At 56.1% G+C, this 26,884-nt stretch carries 21 protein-coding genes; 15 read left to right on the forward strand and 6 right to left on the reverse strand.

Features of this window, described 5'->3' with window-relative positions; genetic code table 11:
- Window position 1: 1 nt before the first annotated feature.
- The 5 genes from BW950_RS09550 to BW950_RS09570 all read right to left on the reverse strand — a co-directional run bounded on the left by BW950_RS09550 (window position 2) and on the right by BW950_RS09570 (window position 6,528).
- Entirely contained in the window at window positions 2-478 is a 477-nt protein-coding gene (locus tag BW950_RS09550) for a (2Fe-2S)-binding protein (protein ID WP_076489072.1), read from the reverse strand.
- A gap of 37 nt (window positions 479-515) precedes the next feature.
- On the reverse strand, window positions 516-1,490 hold the full coding sequence (locus BW950_RS09555; RefSeq protein ID WP_076489073.1) for an FAD binding domain-containing protein: 975 nt from the start codon (window positions 1,488-1,490) through the stop codon (window positions 516-518).
- Window positions 1,477-3,870, reverse strand: a complete 2,394-nt coding sequence (locus BW950_RS09560) for a xanthine dehydrogenase family protein molybdopterin-binding subunit (RefSeq protein WP_076489074.1) — start codon at window positions 3,868-3,870, stop codon at window positions 1,477-1,479. The genes BW950_RS09555 and BW950_RS09560 overlap by 14 nt, the downstream gene beginning before the upstream one ends.
- Before the next feature lie 133 nt (window positions 3,871-4,003).
- A complete protein-coding gene (locus BW950_RS09565; protein ID WP_076489075.1) occupies window positions 4,004-5,305 on the reverse strand; it encodes a D-arabinono-1,4-lactone oxidase in 1,302 nt (433 codons plus the stop codon).
- A gap of 131 nt (window positions 5,306-5,436) precedes the next feature.
- Window positions 5,437-6,528: a lipid II:glycine glycyltransferase FemX gene (locus tag BW950_RS09570; protein ID WP_076489076.1), complete on the reverse strand. Its 1,092-nt coding sequence runs from the start codon at window positions 6,526-6,528 to the stop codon at window positions 5,437-5,439.
- 97 nt (window positions 6,529-6,625) lie between these two features.
- Here BW950_RS09570 and BW950_RS09575 point away from each other — a divergent pair, with 97 nt between their 5' ends.
- From BW950_RS09575 to BW950_RS09645, 15 genes are all read left to right on the forward strand, one after another.
- On the forward strand, window positions 6,626-8,278 hold the full coding sequence (locus tag BW950_RS09575) for a response regulator (protein ID WP_076489077.1): 1,653 nt from the start codon (window positions 6,626-6,628) through the stop codon (window positions 8,276-8,278).
- Entirely contained in the window at window positions 8,262-10,037 is a 1,776-nt protein-coding gene (locus BW950_RS09580) for a cache domain-containing sensor histidine kinase (RefSeq protein WP_076489078.1), read from the forward strand. Before BW950_RS09575 ends, BW950_RS09580 begins: the two co-directional genes overlap by 17 nt.
- The gene (locus BW950_RS09585; protein WP_076489079.1) at window positions 10,034-11,083 is read left to right on the forward strand and encodes a galactose ABC transporter substrate-binding protein; all 1,050 of its coding nucleotides are present in this window, start codon (window positions 10,034-10,036) and stop codon (window positions 11,081-11,083) included. Before BW950_RS09580 ends, BW950_RS09585 begins: the two co-directional genes overlap by 4 nt.
- A gap of 140 nt (window positions 11,084-11,223) precedes the next feature.
- Window positions 11,224-12,240, forward strand: coding sequence for a galactose ABC transporter substrate-binding protein (locus tag BW950_RS09590; RefSeq protein ID WP_076489080.1), 1,017 nt, complete (start codon window positions 11,224-11,226; stop codon window positions 12,238-12,240).
- 64 nt (window positions 12,241-12,304) lie between these two features.
- The gene (locus tag BW950_RS09595) at window positions 12,305-13,825 is read left to right on the forward strand and encodes a sugar ABC transporter ATP-binding protein (protein ID WP_094336516.1); all 1,521 of its coding nucleotides are present in this window, start codon (window positions 12,305-12,307) and stop codon (window positions 13,823-13,825) included.
- Complete coding sequence (gene mglC, locus BW950_RS09600; RefSeq protein ID WP_076489082.1) at window positions 13,822-14,850, forward strand: galactose/methyl galactoside ABC transporter permease MglC; 1,029 nt, start codon at window positions 13,822-13,824, stop codon at window positions 14,848-14,850. The genes BW950_RS09595 and mglC overlap by 4 nt, the downstream gene beginning before the upstream one ends.
- A gap of 157 nt (window positions 14,851-15,007) precedes the next feature.
- Complete coding sequence (locus BW950_RS09605) at window positions 15,008-17,071, forward strand: glycosyltransferase (RefSeq protein WP_076489083.1); 2,064 nt, start codon at window positions 15,008-15,010, stop codon at window positions 17,069-17,071.
- A gap of 282 nt (window positions 17,072-17,353) precedes the next feature.
- The gene (locus BW950_RS09610) at window positions 17,354-18,181 is read left to right on the forward strand and encodes a phosphate ABC transporter substrate-binding protein (protein ID WP_076489084.1); all 828 of its coding nucleotides are present in this window, start codon (window positions 17,354-17,356) and stop codon (window positions 18,179-18,181) included.
- Window positions 18,182-18,398: 217 nt separating this feature from the next.
- Entirely contained in the window at window positions 18,399-19,436 is a 1,038-nt protein-coding gene (pstC, locus tag BW950_RS09615; protein ID WP_076489085.1) for a phosphate ABC transporter permease subunit PstC, read from the forward strand.
- Window positions 19,433-20,284, forward strand: a complete 852-nt coding sequence (gene pstA, locus BW950_RS09620) for a phosphate ABC transporter permease PstA (RefSeq protein ID WP_076489086.1) — start codon at window positions 19,433-19,435, stop codon at window positions 20,282-20,284. Before pstC ends, pstA begins: the two co-directional genes overlap by 4 nt.
- 4 nt (window positions 20,285-20,288) lie before the next feature.
- A complete protein-coding gene (pstB, locus tag BW950_RS09625; protein ID WP_076489087.1) occupies window positions 20,289-21,053 on the forward strand; it encodes a phosphate ABC transporter ATP-binding protein PstB in 765 nt (254 codons plus the stop codon).
- Between the two features lie 31 nt (window positions 21,054-21,084).
- Entirely contained in the window at window positions 21,085-21,738 is a 654-nt protein-coding gene (locus tag BW950_RS09630) for a hypothetical protein (protein ID WP_076489088.1), read from the forward strand.
- Window positions 21,739-21,923: 185 nt separating this feature from the next.
- Window positions 21,924-23,465 carry a PhoU domain-containing protein gene (locus BW950_RS09635; protein ID WP_268760101.1) on the forward strand — a complete coding sequence of 514 codons (1,542 nt, stop codon included), beginning with the start codon at window positions 21,924-21,926 and terminating at the stop codon, window positions 23,463-23,465.
- Between the two features lie 34 nt (window positions 23,466-23,499).
- Entirely contained in the window at window positions 23,500-24,213 is a 714-nt protein-coding gene (locus BW950_RS09640) for a response regulator (RefSeq protein ID WP_076489090.1), read from the forward strand.
- The gene (locus BW950_RS09645) at window positions 24,213-25,955 is read left to right on the forward strand and encodes a sensor histidine kinase (RefSeq protein ID WP_076489091.1); all 1,743 of its coding nucleotides are present in this window, start codon (window positions 24,213-24,215) and stop codon (window positions 25,953-25,955) included. The genes BW950_RS09640 and BW950_RS09645 overlap by 1 nt, the downstream gene beginning before the upstream one ends.
- Here the strand turns inward: BW950_RS09645 and BW950_RS09650 are convergent.
- A complete protein-coding gene (locus BW950_RS09650; RefSeq protein ID WP_234969080.1) occupies window positions 25,949-26,620 on the reverse strand; it encodes a NifB/NifX family molybdenum-iron cluster-binding protein in 672 nt (223 codons plus the stop codon). The two genes, BW950_RS09645 and BW950_RS09650, sit on opposite strands and share 7 nt — an antisense overlap.
- Window positions 26,621-26,884 lie beyond the last annotated feature (264 nt).

Raw genomic sequence — 26,884 nt, forward strand, 5'->3', positions numbered from 1 at the left:
CTTATTTTGGTGGATACTGCCGGGACCGGTCCATCGCCTTCTCTATCGTCTCGTACCCGGTACAACGACAGATGTTTGACTGAAGCCAGACCTGGCGCTCGATCCCGGGAGCGACTCCGGGCCATCGGCGGAGAAAGGCATCACCGTTGACGATAAATCCTGAGGTGCAATAGCCGCACTGAAAGCCCTCGGCCTGTTCGAAAGCCCTCTGAACCGGAGTCCCCTGCAGCCCCTCGATGGTGGTAATCGCCGTTCCTGCTACATCCACTGTCAGGGTGTAGCAGGACTTGATGGGAACTCCCGCAACCTGAACGGTGCAGGCACCGCAATCACCGTTCTCACACCCCCGTTTTGTCCCGGTGAGCCCCAGACCGCGGCGTAACGTGTGCAGGAGCGTGTCTCCGGGTCGAACCGCAACCTTACGATTCTCGCCGTTTATCAGAAGCACCAGTTCCGTCAATCCCTGGAAAATTTTCATCAGAAACGCTCCTTAAAATCTTCACGGTAATCTTGCATCAGGCAAGCGCCTCCATTCCCGCAGCCAGGCCCTGAAGAGCAACACTACGCCGGTAGTCCCTGGCGCCCCGCAGATCGGCCTTGTATTTCAGGCCCTCCGCATCCAGGGCCGCCCCGGCACGCTGCAATCGATCCGCTTCCGTGGGGCTGGCAAAATCACCAGAAAAACCACTGTTCAGAACTTCCTCGGCACGAAATGCCCGCAGGGGATACCCGAAAACTCCCGTCAGGGCCAGCCGATACCGGCCATCAAGCTGTACCAGCACCAGGGTCGACAAGGGATAATCCACAGGACCACCGGTGGTTCTTCGCTCGTAAAACCACCCGCCCCGGTCTCCCCGAGCCAGCGCGGTCACTCGTCCTGGTGCGTTTTCCAGGTGAATCACTCCATCTGACTCCAGCCCCGCTACGAGGGCACTCTCCAGACTGAAAGAGAGCGCCAGCTCTCCTTCTTCCAGTTTCAACCGTTTTGAGAATCGTTCCTCCACAGAACTCCAGGTCAAGCTTCCGGGCTCAGCGAGACTTTCAAGCTCTCCCTGAAGTAACAGGAAGGGGAGGACCGCCTCCCGGTAGGGCAACATTCCGCAGATATTCCCTCCCAGAGTAATGGAGTTCCGCACTGTCCGGTCAGCTACGCCGTTGCAGCACATCGCCAGGAGCAGACAGGCTCCACCGTCGGAAACTTCATTCAACCGAAGAGCGCTGCCCCAGGCAAGCCGCTCTTGCGCCTGAGCCTGAGCCTGAGCCTGAGCCTGAGAAAAAGATGATCCGCCGGGTTCTCGTCGTGCCTGGGAGAGGGTTTTATAATCCAGCAGAATCTCTGCCCGGAGCTTGTTCTCCCGCGCCAGGGTGACAATTTCTGTCCCGCCTCCAAAATACGCCGCCCTGGCACCGGTTCGGCGGGCCTCCTGCAGAGCCTGAGCCACCTCTTCAACCGAGTCAGGTCGAAGGAACGTCACATCAAAGGGTATCATCTGCTTCGCTACCTTTCAGAAGTCCCCAGAGATACTCCGGGGTCAGGGGCAAGCGGTCCACCTGTCTTCCCACGGCCCGGGACAGGGCCGACGAAATCGCGCCGGGGACACCAATAATCCCCTGTTCTCCCAACCCCCGGGCACCAAAGGGACCGTCCCCTTGGGGTGTTTCCACAAAATCCACCACATACTGCGGGTGCTCACCAAAACGAAGCGCTTTGTAATCCCGCAGCGTTCCGTTTATCACCCGTTCCCGCTGATCAAAGCGAAAAGACTCGCGGGTTGCGTAGCCTATACCCATGGCCATGGCGCCAACCACCTGGCCCCGGGCAATCACAGGGTTTATTACCCGCCCCACATCCATGGAACAGACGCTTTTCAGCACCCGAAAGGTGCCATCGCGGAGATCAACTTCAACCTCCACCCCCAAAGCGCCCAGGGTCCACTCCAGACCAGGCCGGCCCGCCCCCGTCTCGGGATCAATATGGCTCAAATGACGAGCGATATACTTTCCCCGACCGATAACAGGACCGCCGATAGCGTTTCCGTTGGGGTAGACGTAGCCCAGAACCACCTCCGCAAGAGGCAATCCCTGGGAGGGATCATCCCGCAGGAAAACACGCCCCCCCCGAACCTCGAGATCCTCCTCGGGAGCCCGCAGGGGTGCCGAAGCAACGCGCTTGATCTGGCCCACAGCATCTTCCACCGCTGCCAGAACAGCACGCCCCACCATGAAGAGGGTGCGGCTCGCTGCACTGGTCCAGTCGTGGGGCCCCCGGTCGGTCATCACCTCCCGAACGACATGGACCATGTGGAGGTCCATGCCCAAAGCCTCGGCAGTAATCTGGGCAAGACCGGTATGGATTCCCTGGCCCATCTCCACAGCCCCGGTGATGACGTTTATCGAGCCATCTTCGTTGAAGGTCACCATCGCCCCGGCATCGGTAAAGGTAGGGATAGCCGGAGCCTTCCAGTAGCAGGAAACTCCCCGGGCCCGAACCAGATGCTCCTTGAGCATCTCCCGGTTCAGCCCTGACCTGTCCAAGGTCTGCTCCGGGGACGGGGAGACCTCGCACTGCCACCCGATATGCCGGACCACCCGATCAAGACATTCCCGAAGATTCCCCGTGTTGGCATCCAGCTTGTCCTGGGCAGGCGTGGTATCGCCCTGCCGAACAGCATTCTTCCGCCTCAGCTCTACCGGATCCATCTTCAACCGTTCCGCCAGCAGGTCCAGGGCACGTTCCACGGCAAAACTCAGCTCGATATGACCAAAGCCGCGAAAGGCCGTGGCGAAGGGATGGTTTGTATACACGCAGTAACTGTCGGTAGCCACATGGGGAATTGCGTAGGGGCCGGTAGAGGCGTACGCAGCAGCCCGGCTGACATTTACGGCGTAGTCGGCGTAACCGCCGGAATCAAAGAGGAACTCGATCTCTGCGGCCAGGAGGCGTCCGTCCTCCCGGGCTCCCAGTTTTACCGTTGCTTCAAGGCCGGGCCCACCCGGCGAAGCTGTCATATCCTGCTCCCGGGAGTTCATCACCCGGACAGGCCGACCATCCATCTCCCGGGAAAGCAGATAGGCCAGGGGTTCGAGCTGGATCCCTGCCTTGCCGCCAAAACCGCCTCCCACCTCGGCAACTTCTATGACAATTTTCCCCGGAGGAATGCCAAAAACCCTGCTCATGATGCCTCGCACACCATAGGGGCTCTGGGTGGAGGTGCGTATCACCACCGTCCCATCGGCTTGTATCCGCGCCAGCGCTACCCGGGGTTCCATTGCAAGATGATCCCGGGGAGGAAAGCTGAAACAGCCCTGAACCACCACCTCGGCCTGAGCCAGAACAGCGGCGGCATCACCCTTGCGTATCCGGGAGTGATGGGCGATGTTTGTACCCGGCCGGGGAAAGATCGCAGGAATATGGATATATTCATCCAGAGCAGGATGAAGCAAAACTGTTTCGGGCTGGAGAGACTGACGAAGGGTCGCCACCACGGGCAACTCCTCGCAGGTCACCCGTATTAACGCGGCTGCTTGCCGGGCCGTGGCTTCGTCGTCTGCCACAACCGCTGCCAGGGGCTCCCCGGAGTATCGCACCCTCTCCACAGCCAAAGCGGGTTTGTCTCCCAGGTAGAGCCCCAGGCGCTGGGGGAAATCGCGCCCCGTAAAAACGCCTCGTACTCCGGGCAAGGCCCTGGCCCGGGCCGTATCAATTGAGGAAATTCTTGCGTGGGAAGAGGTGCTGTTCACCACCGCAGCGTAGAGCATACCCGGAATACAATGATCATCGGTGTACCGGGTTCTGCCCGTGGTCTTGTCCCGAGCGTCCCTCCGGGGAACAGGCGTCCCAAGAAATCCCTTCGAGCTGTCCTTCGCCATAATGCACCTCCCCGGTCACAGAATTATACAACCCTGTTTTTGATCCTGACAACGAAGATCGGACCAAAGAGGCCAGGTCAGTTCATGAAGTCCCTCAGGACCCCGGGGGCTCCCCAATATCCCTCGGACTCACTCACTCCCGAGGAATACCGAGGAGATCGCGCAACGAGGGAGTCAGAAACGTTCCCTGGGGATCCATCTTCTGGCGGAGATCAAGAAAATCCTGCCACCGGGGATAAATCGCGGAAAAATCATCCCCCCTCATGGCATGCCGCTTGGCCCAGTGCGGGCGCCCGCCGTAGCGGCGGAAGATCTCTTCCACGACCCCAAAGGCAGCGTAGCTATCAGCAGCCTCGGGGATGCGGCACACACACCCCACAGTGACGCAATCTCTCTCGAAGGCGTAGCTCAGCCAGGTCCGATCGGCCTTGAGAAACCGCACATCCATGGGGATATGGACAAAAGCGGGATTGCTGCGATCCTGCAGGGCAGCACTGAGCTCGTCAAAAAGTGCATCGAACCGGTCCAGCGCCACAGTCCACTCGGCAAGTTCCAGCGTGGACCCTCGGGATTTTGTCACCGTGGCCTCGTAGAGCGTACCAAAAGATCGTTGGGTATGGCTAAAAAAGAGCCCCTTCAGAATGCGGTTTGCTGTCACCGTAAAAGAGGGGTGCTTCACGGTCCTTCCGTAGAGCCGGGCCGAGACCGCCCGGCGGTGCTTGATCCACCAGGGTTTTCCGGGCCCTGCCAGGGGCTCCCGGGCGTAATCTCCGGTAATAAGATAGCCGTAACCGGTATGAGGCAAGGAGAGTATCCGCAGAAAGGGGTGCTTTTCCAGGAGACTGCTGTACCGCTCGCGCCAGACCGTATCCTTTACGGGCCGTTCCGTCACGGCCAGCCGAAACCCGGGGTCGCACCGCAGGGTGATGGTGGAGAACACCCCCAGCACCCCCAGAGAGAGCCGCAAGGCGGGCATCTCGGGATCGTCCTCATGGAACTCCCGGACCTCGCCCCGGGCAGTAACAACCCGACAGGCCACCATGTGATCACCAAGGAGGCGTCCCGTGCCGGCCGTGCCGTGGGTCCCTGTGGCAATCGCTCCGGCCAGGGTGACTGTGTCGATATCGGGCAGAGCCGAGAGGCTCCACCCCTGGCGATCGATCTCCCGCAGAAGAACTCCCAGACGAACCCCGGCCTGGGCCGTAATCTCCCGTTTCTCCGGGTCGATCCGCAGAATCTCGCCGTACCGGTCAAAGGAGATGAGCTCCTCGGCACCAGCGGCGATATCAGCAGAGGACTGCTTGTTTCCGTAGGGGCGAATATTCCGGGCCGCTCCCACCGCCCGGGCAAGATCCTCCTCCGTGGAGGGCTCATGAAGCTTTTCGTACCTGTGTCGTATATTCCCGTTCCAGCTGACCCATTTTTCATCGCTCATATCTTTGCACCACTCCTGGAGAAACGATTCTCATTCCCGACCCCCGCAACCGCCTGTCGTGACAGGTAATCCCGGACTGCCCCAGTCCGGGACGACCGGTCAAACATACTGACGTATTTCTGAAAGGGCTATCAACGGCGGTGAAATCCCTGTTGATGAAACTCCTGCGAGAGAAACGCAGCGTAACGATCCTGATCCAGAGGATAATCCCAGCACCCCAGAGAGTGATAGAGTGTTCCGCCAAAACCCGTCTTGAAGCGGTAGAGACCGTGCATGGGGTGCTCCGGATCGGGCCGGGGCGCTACGCCGAACATATCGTACTGGCTACACCCCCTCGTCCGGGCAATGTTCATCGCTTCCCACTGAAGCGCATAGGTCGCCATGACCTTGCGCTGATTCCCCGCCGATGCGCCATACAGGTAGGACGCGCGGTTTCCCGACAAGACCAGAAACATCGCCGCCAGAGGAATTTCTTCAAGAGAAGCCACCAGCAAAAGAACCTCTGTTGATGTGCCCTCGGCCCTGGCCGCCAGAACCGCCCGAAAATACTCGATATCATGAAGAACAAGACCGTTTCGATCGGCCGTTTCGGTGTAAAGCTGGTACCAAGTCTCCAGAAAATCCATCCCCAGGCATGTTACCTCGACACCCCTTCTCTGCGAGAGGCCGATATTATAGCGGGTTTTTGGCTTCATCTGCGCCAGCAACCCCTCGGGCTCGTGCCGAAGATCCAGATATATGGTATTTGAAGGCAGAATATTTGTTGGTGCCTTCTTCAGGTTCCAGGAGCATGTATTAAAGTTAAACCGCAACTCCTGCATCTTTGCCTGGGGTGGACCAAGCCAGTGCCCCTCCTGGTCATAGAAATCGGCATCCTTTGCCCAAAAAGACTCCCAACACAGATCGTAGCGGAGGCAGAAGCAATTCCGGGGAAGAAACTCCCGAAGGCACTCCGAAAGCTCCTCCAGAAACGGCCCTTGATCTGCTTCATCAGGCTCAATCTCGGGACCGTAGGGGACATAGGCGATGCAGGAGGAACGATCTACCTGCTGCAAGACAACCAGAACATCGGCCATCGGCCCATTCCAGCTCCCCGCACGGAAATCAAGGGCCAGAGAGCGCACGCCCAGAGACCCTTTCAGGGAAGACCAGAATGCCGTTTGTTGCACGATGGGAGTGGAGAAGAGCTCTTCAGGGTATTTCGGACGAAGACTTGTAATCATGGCTAAAGGTCGGGGATCATAGTAAACTCTGCCTCCGGTGGCAAGGGCCTGGAGACACGCATCAGAGCGCAAATCATCTGACCGTCAGGGAGAAACCATGGGAAAACCCTACAGAATGGTCCTGGTCGACGACGAGGACGAAATCCGTAGCAGAATTGCCTCACACATCTCGCCCGAAAGCGGCTTTACCGTGGCAGGAACAGCAGGAAACGGCTACGACGCGCTGGAACTTATCGAGCAACTCGCCCCTGACGTGGTTCTCACGGATATCAAGATGCCCTACATCGACGGAATCGAACTGGCATCGATCCTGCGCCGTGATTATCCCGCCATCAGGATAGGCTTTATCTCGGGCTATAACGATTTCGATTACGCCCGCCAGGCCGTACAGCTCCAGGTCCGCAGCTATCTCATGAAACCCCTCACCCGGGAAGACATCCTCGCCTTCCTGGGAGAGCTCAAAACCGAGCTGGACCAGGAGTTTGCAAGCCGTTACAGCCAGGAAACAATGCAGCGACAGTACCAGGAGAGCCTGCCCCTCCTGGCAGAAAAGGCCCTGGCAGAACTGCTCACATCGCCCCGGACAGAACAGGCCCTGATCACCCAAAGCCTTCAGCAATACGGCGTGGATCTGGACGATACAAACTACGCCGTGGCCCTGATCAGGATCGAACGATCGGAAGAACACTGGGATATCCTGGAGTTCGAGAAGGCAAAACTGGGAGTCCGGAACAACATCAGCCATAACTTGGACGTCCACGAGATAGATCACTATTCCTGTTCCTTTCAGGAGGATCTCGTCTTCCTTCTCAAGGAGAACCGCACCGCCTTTCTCCAGGAAATTGACGCGATCCTCTACCAGACGATTCGAAAGGTTGAACATTTTCTCTCGATCCGAATCTTCCTCGGCCTCAGTCGGCTCACAAGCGGCTACAGCCAGCTCCGGGGCGCCTACAATGAGGCGGCCCGGGCCTACAGCACCGGACGAATGCACAATCTGAGCCTGGTCATGTACTCGCCCCAGGCCGATTCCCCGACTCCGGCCCAACCGCTCCTGCTCCCGGAGGAGGAACAACAGGAACTGCAGCAGGCCTTCCGCTTTGGCGACACCCGAAAAATCGAGGCCGCCTTCACAGGACTTCGCGATCGCGTAGCAACCCTTCGTCGGGACCAGACACCCCACCGGCTGGGGGCATCCTTTCACGCTCCCCCGAAGGACATACTCCTGGTGCGGTTTCTCATGTTGGGAATCACCCACACCCTGATCGACTATGCCCGGACCGTTGACGTGGACATCCGGACCGTAGCACCCGAGGACATTCTTGAAACTCTCCTGCGGATGCAAAGCTTTGAGGAATACCTCCAGTGGGTAAAAAGAACCGCGGAATCGATCCGGCAAAAGAGCCAGAGCAGTCGCCTCGACAGCGGCGAAGAACTGCTGGCTCACGTGATCACCTACCTGAAACAGAACTTTTCCGACAACCAGATGACCATGCAAACCGTCTGCGCCGCCTGCGGGATCAGCATCTCCTATCTGAGCCAGCTCTTCCGAAAATACCAGGCCACTACCTTCGTCCGATACCTGACAAAACTCCGCATGGAGCACGCCCGGGAACAACTGCTCCTCTCGGGAAGCAGGGTTGTGGAAGTCGCCGAAGCCTGCGGCTACCGCGACATCTATTACTTCAGCCACTGTTTCAAGCGGCATACCGGGCTTCCGCCCAAGGCGTACCGTGAAAAAAACCTCTAGCCTCCCCCGGAAGCGTCCATGGAAGCATCCCTGGAAAGGCCCCTGGAGCATCGGCCACAAGATACTCGCCGCCACGGTCCTGATCGTCACGGTGGTGCTCTGCTTTTCCAGCGCCGCCTACTTCTTCTATTTTTCCCGGACCACGGAGAAACTCATCGATCGGCAATCCCGGGAAATCACCAAACAGATTGTTTTCAACTACGACCGCTACATCAGCAGCGTCATCGAAACGGCGAACTTTCTTCATCTGACCGTCACGAACCGGGATGTGGATCGGGAACTCCCCCAGATACAGGAAATATTCTCCCTGAACTCGCAAATCAAGAGAGACCTGGCCTCGATCTTTCTCTTCGATGATCAGGGGCGCCCCCTGGCAGGCGATGTTCCGACCCTGGAACCCCAGGCGGTTCGCCAGACCCCCTGGTTTCATCGGGCCCGCACCTACCCCGATATTTTCCACTTCTCCCTGGGCCAGAGCCTGAACGCTGCGACCCCCCGGGCCGAGGAAGTGATCACCGTGGTGCAGCAGGTTCAGTACCTGAACCAGGGGTCTCTGGCCGAAGGGCTCCTGGTGTTGGAGCTCAACACAAATGTAATAAAGGACCTGGCCCGAAAAACCAACCTGGGAGAGTTCGGCCACCTTCTCATCCTGGATAACCAGGGCTCCCTTGTATATACCTCATCCTGGGGCATCCACTCCGAGGGAAGCTACCGCTACAGCCGGAATCGCTACCTGGGGGTCCACCGAAAACGGATCAGGGGCATCGATTTCTACATTAACGTGAACAGTCTCTACCAAACCCGATGGCGCATCGTGACCGTCCTGAACGTAGACGTGGTCACCCAGACTCAAAACCATCTTGTGGTGGCAATCGTTCTGATCTTTCTGGGCTCTCTGGGGATAACGGCCATGATCGCCGGATTTCTCTCCTTCAGAATATCAAAACCGATCCACGAACTAAAACGAATCATGGCACGGATTGAAAGGGGAGACCTCTCGACGCCCATAGCGATCGAGGGCCAGAGGGAAATCGTCGAGCTTTCCCGGTCCTTCAGGCGCATGGTCGATCGAATCAGATCGCTCATGGACAAACTGGTGGAAGAACAAAAAGAAAAACGCAAGACAGCTCTCCGGGCGCTTCAAAACCAGATTAACCCTCATTTTCTGTATAACACCCTGGACTCCATCATTGGACTGGCCGAGGAGGGCAGAAACCAGGATGTAGTGAAAACCGTAGCAGCCCTGGCAAAGTTCTTCCGCCTCAGTATCTCCAGGGGAGCAACCTTCATCCCCGTCCAGGACGAGGTAGAACAGATCAACAGCTACCTCACCATCCAGCAGATCCGCTACGCCCGGAAATTCAGCTATACCATCTCCATGGGGGAGAAGATGAAGGAACACCTGATCATGAAACTTTTGTTGCAGCCCCTGGTGGAGAACGCCCTTTACCACGGAATGGGTGACGATGAAAACAGAATATCTATCCAGGGAGAAATGGCAGGAGATCGCATGATCTTTCGTGTCACCAACAGCGGCTACGGCCTCACGGACGAGAAGATTCACGAGATTCACCGCATGATCCAGAGTCAGGACGCGCAATCCAGCGTGGGGTTGAAAAACGTCTACCAGCGGCTGAAACTATACTACGGCGACGCGGCCGATCTGCGAATATCCAGTGTCATCGACGAAAGCACCACCGTGACCCTTGTGATTCCTCCTCCATCCGCACCGGAGTCCATCCCGGGGGGCACGTCATGATTCATTCTCTTTTCCGGGCAACCGCCCGCACCCCCGTCCTGCAAAAAATCCTGGTTCTTCCGATGGTCCTTCTTGTTCTTGCAGGGTGTCAGCCCCCGGCGCAAAAGGTCGCTCTTTTTCCGTACAATCTGGAAGATCCCTACATTCGCTCCCTGGTGGAGCACATTGTCGACGAAACCCGGAATACCTTTCGTCTCACCCTGTGGGACGCCCAGAACTCCCAGGTAATGCAGAACGAAGGAATCGAGCGTGCCATAGCCGAAGGAGCTGATCTGCTTATCGTCAATCCCGTGGATCGTCTCAGCGCCTACACGATCATCCTTCACGCCCGGGAGCACAACATCCCCCTGATCTTTTTTAATCGGGAACCCTTGAGGTCGGATATGCAGCTCTGGGAGCGGGTCTATTACGTTGGAGCCAAGCCGGTCCAGTCGGCAGAACTTCAGGCCGATCTGGTGATAACCCTCTTTGGAGGAGATCCTCCTGGCCTGAATCACCTGGACCGGGACGGAGACGGCCGTGTACAAACGATCATTTTCAAGGGAGAGCAGGGACACCAGGACGCCGAAATACGCACCGCCGGAGTTCTATCGGCCTTCGAAGAACGGAACTTTCCCGTGGAGATCCTGGCAATCGAAGTTGCCAACTGGAACACCCGCGAAGCCTACGAAAAAAGCCTGCCCCTTCTGGAGACCTACGGAGATACGGTTGAACTCATTATCTCCAACAACGATGCCATGGCCCTGGGCGTTATCCAGCGTCTTCACGATATGGGCCTCTCCCCTGTCCCCGGCGAGAATGGCCAAATCTCCCCGGAGAGCCCCGGGTGGATACCTCTGGTGGGGATCGACGGCATAGACGAAGCGGTACAGGCGATCCGTCAGGGGTACCTCTACGGCACGGTCCTGAACGATTCTGCCAATATGGCCCGGGCGATCTCGGAACTGGCCAAGAGCATCCTCTCGGAGAGCCCCGAGGCACCCCTCGATCCTCCTCTGGAAGAGGACCGTTATATCTGGATCGACTACCAGCCCTTTATCCATTAACAGCGGGGTAGCACAAGAGATTTCTCCTTGCCGCCACAGGGAGAGTGCAGAATTTTACAACCATTGTGGCAGATCGTCCATTGCGAACTGGCCAGGGGGGGGTAGCATACAACTCATCACACACAAACAAAGGAGAATGTATGACAAAACGAATCGTTTTGATCCTGCTTGCCGCCGCAATGATGGCCCCTGCCCTCTTCGCCGGAGGCCGCCAGGAATCGGATCAGATCAGGATCGGTGCAAACATCTACAGCTTCGCAGACAACTTCATGAACGGTGTCATGAAACCCGAACTGGAACGCTACGCCCAGGTACGGGGTGTCCGGATCGACATCGTCGATTCCGAGGGACAGCAGGCACGGTTGAATGATCAGATCGACGTCTTCATCACCCGCGGGGTAGACGTACTGGTGATCAATCTGGTGGATCCCGCCGCAGCGCGAAACGTTATCGAAAAGGCGAAACAGGCTGACATCCCTCTCATTCTTTTCAACAAGGAAGCCACCGAGGCGGGAGTTATGGACCTCTACGACAAGGTCTGGTACGTGGGCACCGACTCAGCCGAGTCAGGCATTATCCAGGGCCAGATGATGGTGGAAGACTGGCTTGCCAACCCCGAATGGGACAAGAACGGCGACGGCATCCTCCAGTACGTGATGCTCAAGGGTGAGCCCGGCCATCCCGACGCCGAGGCCCGGACCCTTCACTCGGTAAAAGCGTTTACCGACCGGGGCATCCAGGTGCAGCAGCTTGCCCTGGAGGCCGATCCCTTCTGGTCAACCCAGCACGGCGCCGACAGCATGGCAGCCTGGCTCACCTCACGGTTTGGAGACCAGATCGAGATGGTCATCGCCAACAACGACGGCATGGCCTTTGGTGCAATCACCGCCATGAAAGCAGCCGGTGTGTCTATCCCGATCTACGGTGTCGACGCCCTGGACCAGGCCCTGACCCACATCGCCGATGGCGAGCTGAACGGAACCGTTCTGAACGACGGCGTCAACCAGGCCCGGGCATCGCTGGATCTGGCGATTAACGCAGCCCGGGGGAACCCCGTCACCCAGGAAACCGACTGGGTTCTGGAGCAGGGTGGATCGAAGGCGGTTCGTGTTCCCTACGTGCCGGTGACAATCGATAACTATCAGAGTTTCCGCTAAGAGAGCGGAACCGTGCAGCAGGGAAGCCTCGGGGCTTCCCTGTTTTTCTCTGAAAGGGGCGCAGGTGGTGCAGGAATTACTGTATATCAAGGATGTAACAAAGACGTTCTCCGGCGTACCGGTTCTCAGGAATGTTTCCCTCACGGTAAAACCCGGAACGGTCCATGCCCTGATGGGGGAAAACGGCGCCGGGAAATCGACCCTCATGAAATGCCTCTTCGGGATATACCGGGAGGACAAGGGACAATTTTTCCTCAACGGACGCGAGGTCAACTTTACCGATCCCAAGGATGCCCTGGAGCAGGGAGTATCCATGGTCCACCAGGAGTTAAATCAGGTCACGCAGCGGAGCATCTCCGACAATATCTGGCTTGGCAGGTATCCCAGGACAGGACCCTTCATCAACGAACAGAAGATGCGCCAGGCGACGCTGGCCCTCTTTGAACAACTCTCGATCCATCTGGATCCCGACACGATTCTGAGCCGCCTCTCAGTCTCTCAGCGTCAGATGGTGGAGATAGCCAAGGCCATCTCCTACGACGCCAAGGTAATCGTCCTGGACGAACCCACCTCGTCGCTCACCGAGAAGGAGACGGATCTCCTTTTTTCCATAATCGGAGAGCTTCGAAAAAAGGGAGTGAGTGTCATCTATATATCCCACAAAATGGACGAAATCTTCCGCATCTCCGACGAAGTCTCGGTCCTGCGGGACGGATCCTACGTGGGAACCGAGGAAACCGCCAACCTCACCATGGACAACCTGGTGAAGATGATGGTGGGAAGACAGCTGGAAAACCGTTTTCCCGAAGGGACCAATAACCCCGGAGAGGTCCATTTCGAGGTGAAGAATCTCTCCACCCGATACGATCCCCGCATACAGGACGTAAGCTTTTCCGTTCGTCGGGGTGAAATCCTGGGTGTAGCCGGCCTTGTCGGAGCAGGACGAACGGAGATGGCCGAGGCGATCTTTGGCATCAGAACCCGCGAGAGTGGCAACTTTTTCATCGACGGGAAACCGGTCAGCCTCGATTCTCCCGGCCAGGCCAAGAAAAACCGTTTTGCCTTCCTCACGGAGGAGCGCCGCCACACCGGCATCTACCCCGTGGGCGACATCACCTTCAACTCGACCATCGCGAATATTGCATCCTACCGTACCGGCCTCGGGCTTCTGGACGAAAACGCCATGAAGCGTGACACCGATGAAAAAATCCGGGCCATGCGGATTAAAACGAACTCCAGAAGAGATCTCATCCGGACTCTGAGTGGGGGAAACCAGCAAAAAGTGATCATCGGACGCTGGCTCCTGACCGATCCGGATATCCTCATTCTGGACGAACCCACCCGAGGTATCGACGTGGGAGCAAAATACGAGATCTATCAGCTCATCATACAACTTGCCATGAAGGACAAGTCAGTAATCATGATCTCTTCGGAGATGCCCGAACTCCTGGGAATCACCGACCGAATCATGGTGATGAGTAACGGCCGGGTAGCAGGAATTGTCGATACCGACACGACCAGCCAGGAAGAGATCTTTCACCTGGCAACAAAGCATATCAACAACACCAAAGAGGCAGAAGTATGAAAACTCCAGTGATTTCAAGGCTCTTCACAGTGCGATCGCAGAACTGGAAAGACTTTTTGATCAATAACGGGATATACATCGTGATAGCCCTTATCATCGGAGTCATCGTTGTGAACGAGCCCCGGTTCATCTCCATCCCGGTCTTTCGGAATATCCTGACCCAGAGTTCGGTGAGGCTTATTCTGGCCTTCGGGGTTGCCGGCATCATTATCCTTCAGGGGACCGACCTCTCCCTGGGGCGACTTGTCGGGTTCGCCGCTGTCATATCGGGATCCATGCTTCAGCGGGCGGACTACGCAAGCCGCTTCTATCCGGACCTGCCAGCCCTCCCCCTGATCGTGCCCCTCGTCATCGCCTGCGTGGTGATCGGGCTCTTGAGCGGAGTCAACGGCTGGGTTGTGGCAAAGTTCAAGATCCACCCCTTTCTGGCGACCCTGGGAATGATGATAACCGCCTACGGAATACTCTCCATCTACTTCGCCTCGGGGGCACCGGGCCCGCAACCTATCGGGGGGTTTGACACTCGCTATACCCAGGCCGTGGTGGGGACCTTTCTGGGAATTCCCAAACTGGTGATTTACGCTGCCCTGACCAGCGTGGTTGTCTGGATTCTCTGGAACAAGACCACCTTCGGAAAAAACCTCTTCGCCGTAGGAGGGAACCCCGAGGCGGCCGAAGTCTCCGGAGTAAACGTGACCCGAACCATCATTATGGTTTATGTCTTTGCCGGAATCCTCTATGGAATCGGCGGTTTTCTGGAAGCAGCCCGAATCGGCTCCGCCAATAACGGGACCGGTTTCGGCTACGAGCTGGATGCGATCGCCGCCTGTGTGGTGGGAGGCATTTCCTTCTCCGGCGGTATCGGGAAGGTCTCGGGAGCTATCGCCGGTGTCCTCATGTTCACCATCATCAGCTACGGCATGACCTTCATGGGTCTGGACCAGTATTACCAGTACATCATCAAGGGCGTGATCATCGTGGTTGCTGTTGCCCTGGACAACAAGAAATATCTGAAAAAGGTATAAGGCTCCTGCAACAGGAGAGAGCCGGAATCAGCCGGCTCTCTCTGGCCAAACCGTACTATCCTGAAAAACTGATCCAGTGCTCCGGAGCAAAAGCTGACAGAATGCTAACAAATCGCCGCCATAGTGGATCTCATACAGAGACCCCCGGGAGAGAACTATGGCAAAAGCGGACCTGCACGTACATTCCAGATACTCTGACCATCCCACAGAATGGTTTCTTCAGCGCCTGGGCGCCTCCGAATCCTATACAGAACCGGAAACGATATACCGCCGGGCCCTGGCAGAGGGAATGGATTTTGTCACAATCACCGACCACAACGATATCAGGGGAGCCCGGGAACTCCAGGAGCGCTATCCCAAGCGGGTTATTCCCGGAGTGGAGAGCACCACCTACTTCCCCGAGGATGGCTGCAAGGCCCACCTCCTGATTTATGGACTCGATTCCTCGCAGTTCCGAAAGATACAGTCTCTCAGAAAAAGCATCTACGCCCTCAGGGATTATCTGCTGGAGCAAGATCTGGTTCATTCTCTGGCCCACGCCACCCATGCGGTAAACGACACGCTCTCTCCGGATCATCTGGAGAAGTTTCTTCTGCTCTTCAACCATTTTGAAGGAATAAACGGCGCTCGAAACCGCTCTTTCAATCAGGAGTGGATGAACTTCCTTACCTCGCTGGAAGAGGAGCGGCTGGAACAGCTCTCGAAAAAACACGGCATCACTCCCGTCGGTACTGATCCCTGGATAAAGGGAATTACCGGTGGCAGCGACGATCACGCAGGACTCCTGATTGGACGAACCTGGACAGAGACGGAGGCCCCTTTCGAGACACCGCAAGCATTTCTTGACGAAATCAGGGAGAAGAAAACCCTTGCCGGAGGATTACATAATGACTTTCGAACCATGTCCTTCGGATTCTATAAAATCGCCGTGGAGTTCAGCCGCACACGACCGATGACCGTATCAAACTCCTTTGCAGAACAGGTGAATGGGTTTCTTCTCAATAACCAGAAACTCTCTCTGACAAACGCTCTCAAGCTGAGCAGACTGCGTAGCCGAAAAGCAGGTCCTGTGATGAACCGCCTGGCGGATCTAGTAGGCACCATTGCTACCCTGGACGAATCTATTGCCATCGACGACCGGATTGGCACAATCTATGAGAAAATCACCGCCATATCCGACGAGTTCCTGAAAGAACTTTGCCGGTCGGTCACGACTCATCTGGCTACAGGAAATCTATGGAATCTGGTGAGAAGCATCTCCGCATCCTTGCCAGGATTTTTTCTCTCGACTCCCTTCGTTTCTACCTTTTTGCACATGTACAAAAAAAGGAATCTCCTGGCACAACTCAAACAGCGCTGGGGCGTCGCCTCCGAAGAGAAAGAACGGCGGATTCTCTGGTTTACCGACACCCTGGAAGATCTCAACGGGGTCTCTGTCACTCTTTCCCGCATCGCCACCCTGGCAGAAGTACAGAAAAGGCCCATACGAATCGTGACATCCCTGAATCCTCACGAGACGAATCTTCCATCGAGTGTACTTACCCTGCCTCCGCTGTCGGAAATACCCTTACCGTATTACGAAGACCTCTTGCTGCGGATTCCTTCGTTTCTCGGAGCTCTGAAAATTATTTTTGATGAGGACCCCCAGGAGATATATATATCCTCTCCCGGCCCCATAGGGTTGCTTGGTCTCGCCCTGGGCAAACTCGCTCAGGTAAAAACCACGGCGGTGTACCACACCGACTTTTTCCGGGAGACCGCCGAAATCACTGGCGACGTCTCCCTGGGAAATCTGGTGGAGTCCTATACACGGTGGTTCTTTCAAAACGCCGACGAGATACTGGTACCAACTCTTGAATACAAGAGAATTCTGACCGAGCGAGGATTTATCTCCTCCAGGATGAGGTTATTTCGGCGAGGAATCGATACAGAGTGTTTTATCCCGCAGGCCCCCCTCTTCCCCGGAACAAGAGACCTGATCCATTCCCGACCCTTTGGGGCAGAACACACGATCGTATATACCGGTCGAATTTCACGGGACAAAAACCTGGATTTCCTGATCCGCGTACAGGAGCGGCTTCGTGGACAGGGCCGCAAAATCTGCCTTTTTCTGGCTGGTGACGGCCCATACCGGAAAGAACTTGAGGCATCGAGTGCTGACAGTTCAGATATCGTCTTTCTGGGCCGCCTGAAAAATGACGAAATCACGGGGGTAGCATGATGAACAAAGACAAGATAAAACCCGAACTGATTCAGCTGACCGACCAGGTCATCGACTGGCGCCCCGCCCCCTCTGCCTCTTGCCACCCCGGAAGCAGTAAGAAAACTCTTCAATCCCTGGTCAAGAAAGTGCTTCTCAGGTTTCTTCTGAAAAACAGGATGAAATAACCGCCCCGGCTATTTCATCCAAAGCTAACCCCTCCCTAACCCTTCCCTAACGCGAAGCCGGGAAACTGCTCCTGAAAAGCGCAGACGCGCGTAGCAATTCACAGGGAGGATATTCATGAAAAATGCGAGAACGGTAGCCTTCATAGCCGCCATGGCACTACTCGTTCCTGCCTTCTCTTTTGCCGGAGGCAGAAGCGAGGCTGGAGGCCCAGCACACTACACGATCGAAGTTACCGGTTCCACCTCGGTATCACCCCTCATGGAGCGATTTGCTGAAACCTACAGCGCCGCCCATCCCCAGGTCACGATCAATGTCAGTGGCACAGGCTCCGGGGACGGGATCACCGGTGCGAACACCGGTGTCGCAGAGCTGGGTATGTCCAGCCGGTCCCTGCGGCCCACAGAACTGGGATTCGGGCTGGATGTGCTCACCGTAGCAATCGATGCAATCGCTGCTGTTGTCCACCCCGATAACCCCGTGTCCGACCTGACCCGGGATCAGCTGCGACAGATCTACACCGGAGAGATCACAAACTGGAATCAGGTCGGCGGACCGGATCGGTCGATCGCCGTGGTATCACGGGAGCCAGGATCGGGAACACGCGGAGCCTTTGAGGAAGTTCTTGGGTTCGTCGATCTTCTGGTGGCAGGAGCCATTGAGTTTGACGGAACCGGTGGAGTCCGAGCCTCGGTAGCAGGCAACCCCAACGCCATCGGGTACATCTCGCTCGGTTCCATCACCGATGAAGTGAAGACCCTCGATATCGATGGAGTACCCGCAACCGGAGCAAACGTTGCATCCGGTACCTACACCATCGCGCGGCCCTTTCTGGTGCTCTACCGCCAGGAAAAGATCGCTTCCGAAACAGATCGCTTCCTGGAATGGATGGTCTCACCGGAAGCTCAGGCGATCGTTGAACGCAACTATGTCCGGGTCAATTGATTCGACACTGCGATAGTGAGTGTGATGCCTCTCCCCAAAGGAGAGGCATCACGAAACCAGACAATCTGCCCGACGATGATCGGCTCCCGCTTGAGAAACCAGATCACGCCGGCCAAACGAGAGAGAATATGAGTTCACCCGCGAGAAAGATCGTTGATTACTCCCTCCGGCACGTCTTCCGGGTTGTTCGCTCTTTTCGGTCGTTGCACTTTCGGCCATGGTTATCTTTGTCTTTGCCCAGGGACTGGCTCCTTTCATCTTCCCTACGGCACCATCGGTTGAAGTAGTGCTGGAGAATATCCCCTCGGCACGAATAAACGACCTGCTCTACGAGAATTATCGAAGGGCTATTTCACTGGACCCGGAGGCCGAATATCTGAAAATCGAGTTTCCCCGGGAACTTCAGGATCATCTATCCAACCCCGAACACCTCTCGTATACCTTGTCCTTTCCAGGAACCCTTCCCGGACTGAAATCTCGAATCCACATCAACATCCCGGAACCTCCCTACAGCTTCCCGATGTTCATGACCGGCAGGGAATGGCGTCCGGTATACCGGAAATTGTACGGCATCTTTCCAATGATCGTGGCAACGCTTCTGTCCACCCTTGGCGCTCTTCTCCTCGGGACCCCCGTCGCCCTGCTCTCGTGCGTCCTGATCGCCGAGTTTCTTCCATCTCGCCTGTCGTTGTTAGTGACAAGTGCCGTGGAGTTACTGGCAGGCATTCCCTCGGTCGTCTACGGGTTCTTCGGGCTTATGATCGTTGTTCCCGGCATTCAGAGATTATTCGGATCTGCCTCGGGAAGCTCTATCGCTGCGGCCATCTTTATTCTGTCCCTCATGATACTCCCCACGATCGTAACAATAGGCGTTACGGCAATTAAGTCTGTTCCCCTGGCCTACCGGGAAGCCTCACTAGCTCTGGGAGCAACAAAGATGCAAACGGCCTGGTTTGTTGTTTTCACCAGCGCAAAATCGGGGATCGTTACAGGCGTAGTTTTGGGCACCGCACGGGCCCTGGGTGAGACCATGGCCGTAATTCTGGTAGCGGGTAATTCACCACAACTACCCACGGCCCTCACTTCCAGCGTGCGCACCCTGACCGCAACCATCGCTCTGGAGATGGGGTACTCGGCGGGGCGCCACAACGAAATGCTCTTTTCGGTCGGAATTATTCTCTTTGTCCTTATCTTTTTGCTGAACGGCTTCATTATGAGGCTTCGAGGCAAAATGCTTTCGGAGGTTTCATCATGATCGGCCGTGTTCATCGGACCAGACGACGTATCATCGATTTGTTGCATCTCGTATTGATGGGTACAGCAACAACAACTATCGTCGTTTTCCTGATATGGATTGTTGCGTATGTCATAACCAACGGGCTGGGCACTATCAGCCTGAGCTTCATATTCTCATCGGAACGGGGAATCGGGATCTTCCCGATGGTGGTCACCACGCTCTACATAGTCATTGCATCTCTGACAATCGCCTTACCGATAGGAATTGTCACTGCGGTATACCTCAATGAGTACAGCGACAAGCCCCGGGTTGTTCACTTTGTTCGCACTGCCATTGAAACGCTTGCCGGCATTCCTTCCATTCTCTACGGGCTGTTCGGCCTTCTGGTCTTTGCCCGTTTCTTCGGACTTGGTCAGTCAATACTGGCAGGCGGGCTCACCTTGAGCATCATGATACTACCCGTCATCATCCGAACCACCGAGGAATCACTCCGGACAGTGCCCCAGGCTTTTCGGGAAGGATCACTGGCTTTGGGGACAACCCAGTGGCAAACAATATACAGGGTCGTTCTTCCCTCGGCATTGCCCGGGATCCTCACGGCAACGATTCTGGGAATCGGTCGGGTGGTTGGAGAAGCCGCCCCTGTTCTTCTGACCGTTGGAATAGCAAGGAATCTTCCCCGCTCGATCTTCGATTCGGGACGAACCCTTACCATTCATCTCTACTACCTGACAAAGGAAGCTCTGAACCCGGAGGACTTCCAGATCGCCTTTGCCACCGCATCGGTCCTGGTCATCTTCGTCCTTGTGGTGAACATCATCACAAAAACACTCACCACCTACTTCAGAAAGAATATGGAGCGCTAACAGTATGGAACAATCGCCGGCAAAGTTTGCAATCAAAGACCTCAATCTCTATTACGGAGTTTTTCATGCCCTGAAAACGGTAAATCTCGAGATCCCTGACAAGAAAGTCACAGCCCTGATCGGTCCGTCGGGATGTGGCAAGTCAACGTTTATTCGGGTACTGAACAGAATGAACGATCTTATCTGCGATTGCCGCATTGACGGAACCGTGCGGATGGGAAAGACCGACATATACGACACTACAACGGACGTCACTTCCTTGAGAACCGCCGTAGGAATGGTATTTCAGAAGCCGAATCCCTTTCCCATGAGCATCTGGCAGAACGTTGCCTACGGCCCCAAAATGCAGGGACTTCGCAACAAATCCATGCTGAACGATCTTGTTGAAGAATCTCTTCGCCGGGCAGCCCTGTGGGATGAGGTGAAGGATCGCCTGAAGAAAAATGCTTTGAGCCTCTCCGGAGGCCAGCAGCAGCGACTATGCATTGCCCGAGCCATAGCCATGCAACCCGAGGTCATTTTGATGGATGAACCTACCAGCGCGCTCGATCCCATCGCAACAAAACGAATAGAAGAGCTAATGGGTTCCCTGAAAAGGGATTACTGCATCGTTATTGTTACCCACTCCATGAATCAGGCTCTTCGCATAAGCGATAAGACGGCATTTTTCTTGATGGGTGAAATTCTGGAGTTCGGCGATACCTCCCAGGTCTTCGACTCTCCCCGGCACGAGGAGACCAGGCGTTATATAACCGGCCATTTCGGCTAGGGAACCCGGTTCATTCTCCAAAACCCCTATCATGAAAGCTCAGTTCAACATACTGCAGATCGAATCCTCCCTGGCGCGCTTTCAGGAGGCCTTCAGCGAGATTAACGATAGCTTGTCGATGAGGCGTGAGATCTTCACAACCCAGATGCGGGAACAGATCGTTGAAGCCTACGATTACCTGAACTCTCTCCTGAGAAAAGACATGGATATTTTTACACCGGCCGGATTGCATGCTCTCCTGGAAATGAATCATGTGGTCCTATGCGGCCGGAGCCAAATTGATCGCAGGCACTACTACGCGCACCTGGAGGAGACGCGCAAGAGTTTTTTGAAGAAAATCCGGCCAATCAAGGAGTGGGTTTTGCGAAAGCGCACAGAGAGCGAACCCTTTCAAATCGCAAGCGGTTTCTATTCCCAAATGCTCAGTCGCCCGCAACTCTTTCTGGAGGGGAATCATCGAACCGGCAACATTGTCCTGAACTATCTTCTTGTCAGCACGGGGGCACCGCCCTATATCATCACAGTTGAAAACGCCCAGACCTATCTGGATATTTCCGGCGATATCAAGTTCACCGACAACGGTAACTATCTTGATACGGCGCTGAGAATGCCTGGCCACAGAAAACGCTTCCGTACGTTTCTGGAGGAACACGCCCGGGAAGCCTTCGTAACTCGAACAGACTGACCCGGACAGCAAAGCTGGAACAGGGGAGATATACCTATGAGCACAAGTCTGGAAATCCTGACAGGCCTCGGCGCCGTTGCACTTTTCATACTGGGATTGAGACAAATTACCGCAACAGTAAACCATTCCCTTGGTTATCTGGTACGATCGCGCCTTTCCGAACCCGCGTATCAGCCTTCTCGCGGCTGGTTACGGGATTTCTTCTGACCGCCGGGGGATCAGCCGGCTCGGGAGCGGCCACGGTTGTTACCATGGTCGATAGCGGAGCAACCTCCTTCGAACGGACACCCTGGGTACTGGCCGGAATTAATCTTGGCGCTACAGCCCTCTGCTGGCTTATCGCCCTGGGGGGCTACCGGATATCCCTGGCACCGGCAGCCCTGCTCCTACTCATTGTAGCGCTGCCCCTGCGACAGCACGGGGGTGTAGGCCGTTACGCCTGTTCAGAGATTCTCGGAGGACTTTCCCTGCTTATGCTTGGCCTCGAGTTTGTCTCCGGTCGATCCGCTGTCATTCCGGGAGCCCCCCCGATTCCTGGTATCTTTTCAGAGTTGGCCACCTCACCTTCCGCCTTTGCTATTGTCTTCACAGCAGGGCTGGTCGTTTCAGCAGGATTTCACTCTTCCACAGGAGCAGTTGTTCTTGCCATGTCTTTTGCTGCCCGAGGATGGATCAGTCCGGAACTTGCCGCAGTGGCCACCCTGGGTGCAAACGTGGGGGCTCCCGTGATCTTCCAGCTATCGGTCCGTGAACTCGGGAAAGAAGCGAGAAAAACCGCCTTGTTTTACCTCATGGCGGGAATTATCTCCACCATCGCGGGTTGTGTGGGACGGTACCCGCTTCTTTGGCTGAGTCATTTCCTTCTGCCAGATCAAGGAGGGCCGAGCGTAGCTGCACAAACCGCCTTTTTCTACTCCTCGGCACATCTCATAGCCCTTCCGGTAATTGGCCTGTTGAAGGCTCCCTTGCTTCTTCTCATCGGGAAAATTTACCCTTCTGAAGAGAAGACAGGCCGCCCTCTCCTGCGTCCGGCCCTGCTGAGGTCACGAATTCCTGAAACTCTGGATGCGGATCTGACCCTGATACAATCTTCACTCGCAGGCATGGCACATGGGACCTACGAGATGATGATGATTCTGATGAACGTCTCACAAATCGGGGACGACATAGATGAATCGGGCGAGCGAGTGCTTACGTTACGGGAGAATAATCGGGACCTCATGAACCTGATAACCCGCTCGCTCACGGCACGTTCGCAATTACCCTGCAACACCGCTCAGGCTGAACGCATGTGGCAACAACAACGGATCGCACAGGAGTTGGGTCTTATCGGAGAGGACTGTCTCAAGACCATGAGATTGTTCATCGGCAGTCACACAAAAAAACTACGCTTCCACCAGGAAAGCCAGGAGGAACTTTTCCAGTTCAGCGTCCAAGTCATGGACTTCCTGCGATACATCAGCGATTACCTGGAAGGGCGCATCGAGCGACCCGAGCCTGCCATTGCCGGGCGCATGGAAGACGGAATCGACAGGCTGCGAGACAAGCTCGAAAAACGCGCACGAACGGTGCTGGAACGCCACGACGGCGCCGATGTTCGGGGTGAACTTGCTTTCATTGATATTATCGCTCACCTGGAGCATGTGGGCGACCGATGCCTGACCATCTCAGAGACGGTGCGCCAGCTTTCGGAAACCCGGGGTCGCCCCGCACCCAGCGAGTCCTAACACAATTCTCATAAAACCCTGCATACTGAGAAACATGGGATATGTTCTGATCGTTGAAGACGAACCGGATATTCTGGAGCTGGTCCGCTACAACCTGGAGAAAGAAGGCTTTATCGTTCGCGGCGTCTCTTCCGGAGAGGCCGCTCTCAACCAGGTCAGAAAAGATCCTCCGGACCTGGTCGTGCTTGATCTGATGCTTCCCGGAGTCAACGGCTGGGAGGTCTGCCGGGAACTCAAACAGGACACCCTCTACCGGTCAATCCCGGTGGTCATGCTCACGGCCCGCACGGAAGACAGCGACGTCGTAGCAGGTCTTGAAGTGGGAGCAGATGACTACGTAACAAAACCTTTTAACCCCAAGGTTCTCATGGCCCGGCTCCGGGCTGCTCTGCGTCGAACCGAGCCTCCGGGAGAACATTCCCACAAGGAAGAACGAATACTGATCCACGGGATCACAATTGACATCACCCGCCACCAGGTAACGTGCAGACCCGATCCGGATCAGGGTGAGCCAGAGACGATACCCCTCTCTGCCACAGAGTTTTCCATCCTGGAGTTTCTCTCGCGAAATCCGGGATGGGTTTTCTCCAGGTCTCGCATCATCGATGCGATCCGGGGAGAGGACTACCCCGTAACGGAACGATCCGTAGATGTCCAGATCCTGGGCCTTCGACGAAAACTGGGGATCTGCGGCCAGCTGATCGAGACGGTGCGGGGCGTGGAGTACCGGCTCAAAGGAGCGGACTAATGCGGCGGTCCCTCTTCTTCTACATCTATCCAGCCTACCTGATCGCAATCGTTATCGCCTTTGGCGCTCTCTCCTTGATCGCAGCGAGTATGTTTCGGAGCGTCCTGTACCAGGAAAAACTTCATGAGCTGCACACCATAGCAACCCTGGCAGAGAATGCGATCCCCACCCCCTTTACCGATCAGGACCAGCTTCGCCGCTTCCTTCAGGGAACTACGGTGCGACTGACCATTATTGCACACGACGGAGACGTTCTGGCAGAATCCCGGAAAGATCCCGAGATTTTGGAAAACCACAGGGATCGTCAGGAGATCATCGCTGCATTGCAGGGAAAGAAGGGAGTTTCGCTCAGACGAAGTGATACCACAGGAGAGCGAACCCTCTACGTAGCACTGCCTTCCCCGGAACCATCACAGCCGATCTTTCGTGCGGCCGCTTCACTGGCACAGCTGGACCACAGGCTCCGGGAGATCATCGCGATTCTCATTCCGGCTGTAGCGGGAGTTCTCGTAGTCACGGCGATAATCACGGCCCTGATTATAAACCGCGCACAGAAACCTCTCCGCAGGATTCAGGAAGGAGCCCGCCATTTCTCCCGGGGAAACCTGACGCACCGCATCGAAGTTCGGGGGCCGGAAGAAGTATCCCTTGTGGCGGCAGCCCTGAATGGAATGGCGGAACGGCTAGCCGGGACAATCCATCGCATTGAGGATCAACGCAACGAGTCAGAGGCTGTCCTGACCAGCATGGTCGAAGGAGTAATCCTGGTCGACGCCAACAAGGAAATTCGTTCCATGAACATTGCCTCCCAAAAACTCTTCCGCAAGGAAGGAATTCCCTGCCGCGGGATGAGCCTTCTGGAACACCTTCAGAACCCCGCTCTTGACCACTTTGCCGGAGATGTCCTGAAAACAGGTGGATATGCCGAGGCAACAATCACCCTCGGCAAGGCTCCTCCCGTGCACGTTCAAGTCCACGGAACACTTCTGCGTCGTCAGGATGATCGAGGCCCCCGAGTGTTGCTTGTCCTGAATGATATAACGCGCCTCAAACAGCTTGAGGCGATGCGGCGGGATTTTGTTGCCAATGTGTCCCATGAATTAAAGACACCAGTTACAGCAATCCTGGGATTTGTCGAAACCCTCTTGGACGAGGTCCCCGACGGAGCTGATCATACGCAACAGTTTCTGAACATCATCGGGAAACACGCCAATCGTCTGAATCTGATCATTGAGGACCTCCTTGCCCTGAGCCGCCTTGAATCGCAGGAGGGGATGATCGACCCTGCCAGGTTTTCCCTGGAGAGAATCATCGAACGGGTCTTTGAAGGGTATCGGGATCAGGCTCGACGCAAGGACATCCACCTTCGAGTTCACTACGACGGCCATGCCCAGGCCTGCGGAGCGGCAAACCTGCTGGAGCAGGCCCTGAACAATCTTGTGGAAAACGCCATAAAATACAGCGAACCCGGTGGCGAGGTTGCCATCATTGTGGAGAACCGCAACAAAGAGATACGAATTCAGGTTAAGGACACCGGCCAGGGAATACCACAAGAAGACGTGCCCCGGATTTTCGAACGGTTCTTCCGGGTAGATCGGGCCAGAAGTCGCGAGCTGGGAGGAACCGGTCTCGGGCTTGCCATCGTAAAGCACATCGTCCTGGCCCACCAGGGAGAGATAATGGTAGATACCCGGGAAGGATCAGGCAGCACCTTCACCCTCCGGATACCCCAGGATCAGTGATCAGACTCGCCGTGATCGTGCTCGCGACACACCTCTCCAGAATCGGCCAGACTCCCTGCAAGCCACGCCTCTACTGCTGCGCGAGCCTCGCCGGATGCCCCGCGAAGAACCATAATACCATGTCCGTTGAGCGTTCGTACCGCTCCCGCTCCCATGTTTCCCGCGATCATCAGAGTAACCCCCTCCCCGGCAAGGGTGGCAACAATGTTTGACTTGCACCCGCAACCGTGTGCGCTGGGGATTACCTTTTCAGAAACAAGGGAGTCCCGGGAAACTTCAAAAACGGTAAAGGCCTCACAGTGACCAAAATGAGAATCAACAAACCGGTCCCGGGTGGGGACAGCAATCTTTGTATGCACGGGGGATATCTCCTCTCGAATGACGGTTCCTCCGGTTATGCGCAGCGCCTTTCCACCCACCAGAGCCCGGGCGATCGATCGGCGTGCCTCTGCCAGGATTTTCCCAAAAGTCTGCCGGGATACTCCCATCCGTCGAGCCGCTGCGGTCTGATAGAGACATTCCCCGTCGGCAAGACGAACCGCCTCGAGCTGATCCTCCGTGAGTTCCACCTCTTCAAGGTCCTGCAAGGGAATCCCGGCAGGTTTGAAGACGCGGGGGATGGCATCTCCCAGGCATACTCTTCGGTTAGATTGAGGACGCGCCACCGGAAAAGCCCTCTTTAGTTATTGGCATATGCCAATAACTGATTCTAGCGAATTTCATTCGATGCCTCAAGAGGGACGTATTTCTTTTTCCTCCTTCGGCCAGGCCCGCTATCGAGACCGATCACCCGGCGCCCCTTCGCTTGCGGCGACATTTTCGCCCGATGCCAGCTTGAGTTCGCCCGTGGCCCGGAGGATCTCCTCGATCTGGGAATGGTTTACATCGCTCACGCTGGAGATATCGCCGATGGCGGCGCTGATCTGCTC

This window comes from Alkalispirochaeta americana, from assembly GCF_900156105.1.
Lineage (GTDB): Bacteria > Spirochaetota > Spirochaetia > DSM-27196 > Alkalispirochaetaceae > Alkalispirochaeta > Alkalispirochaeta americana.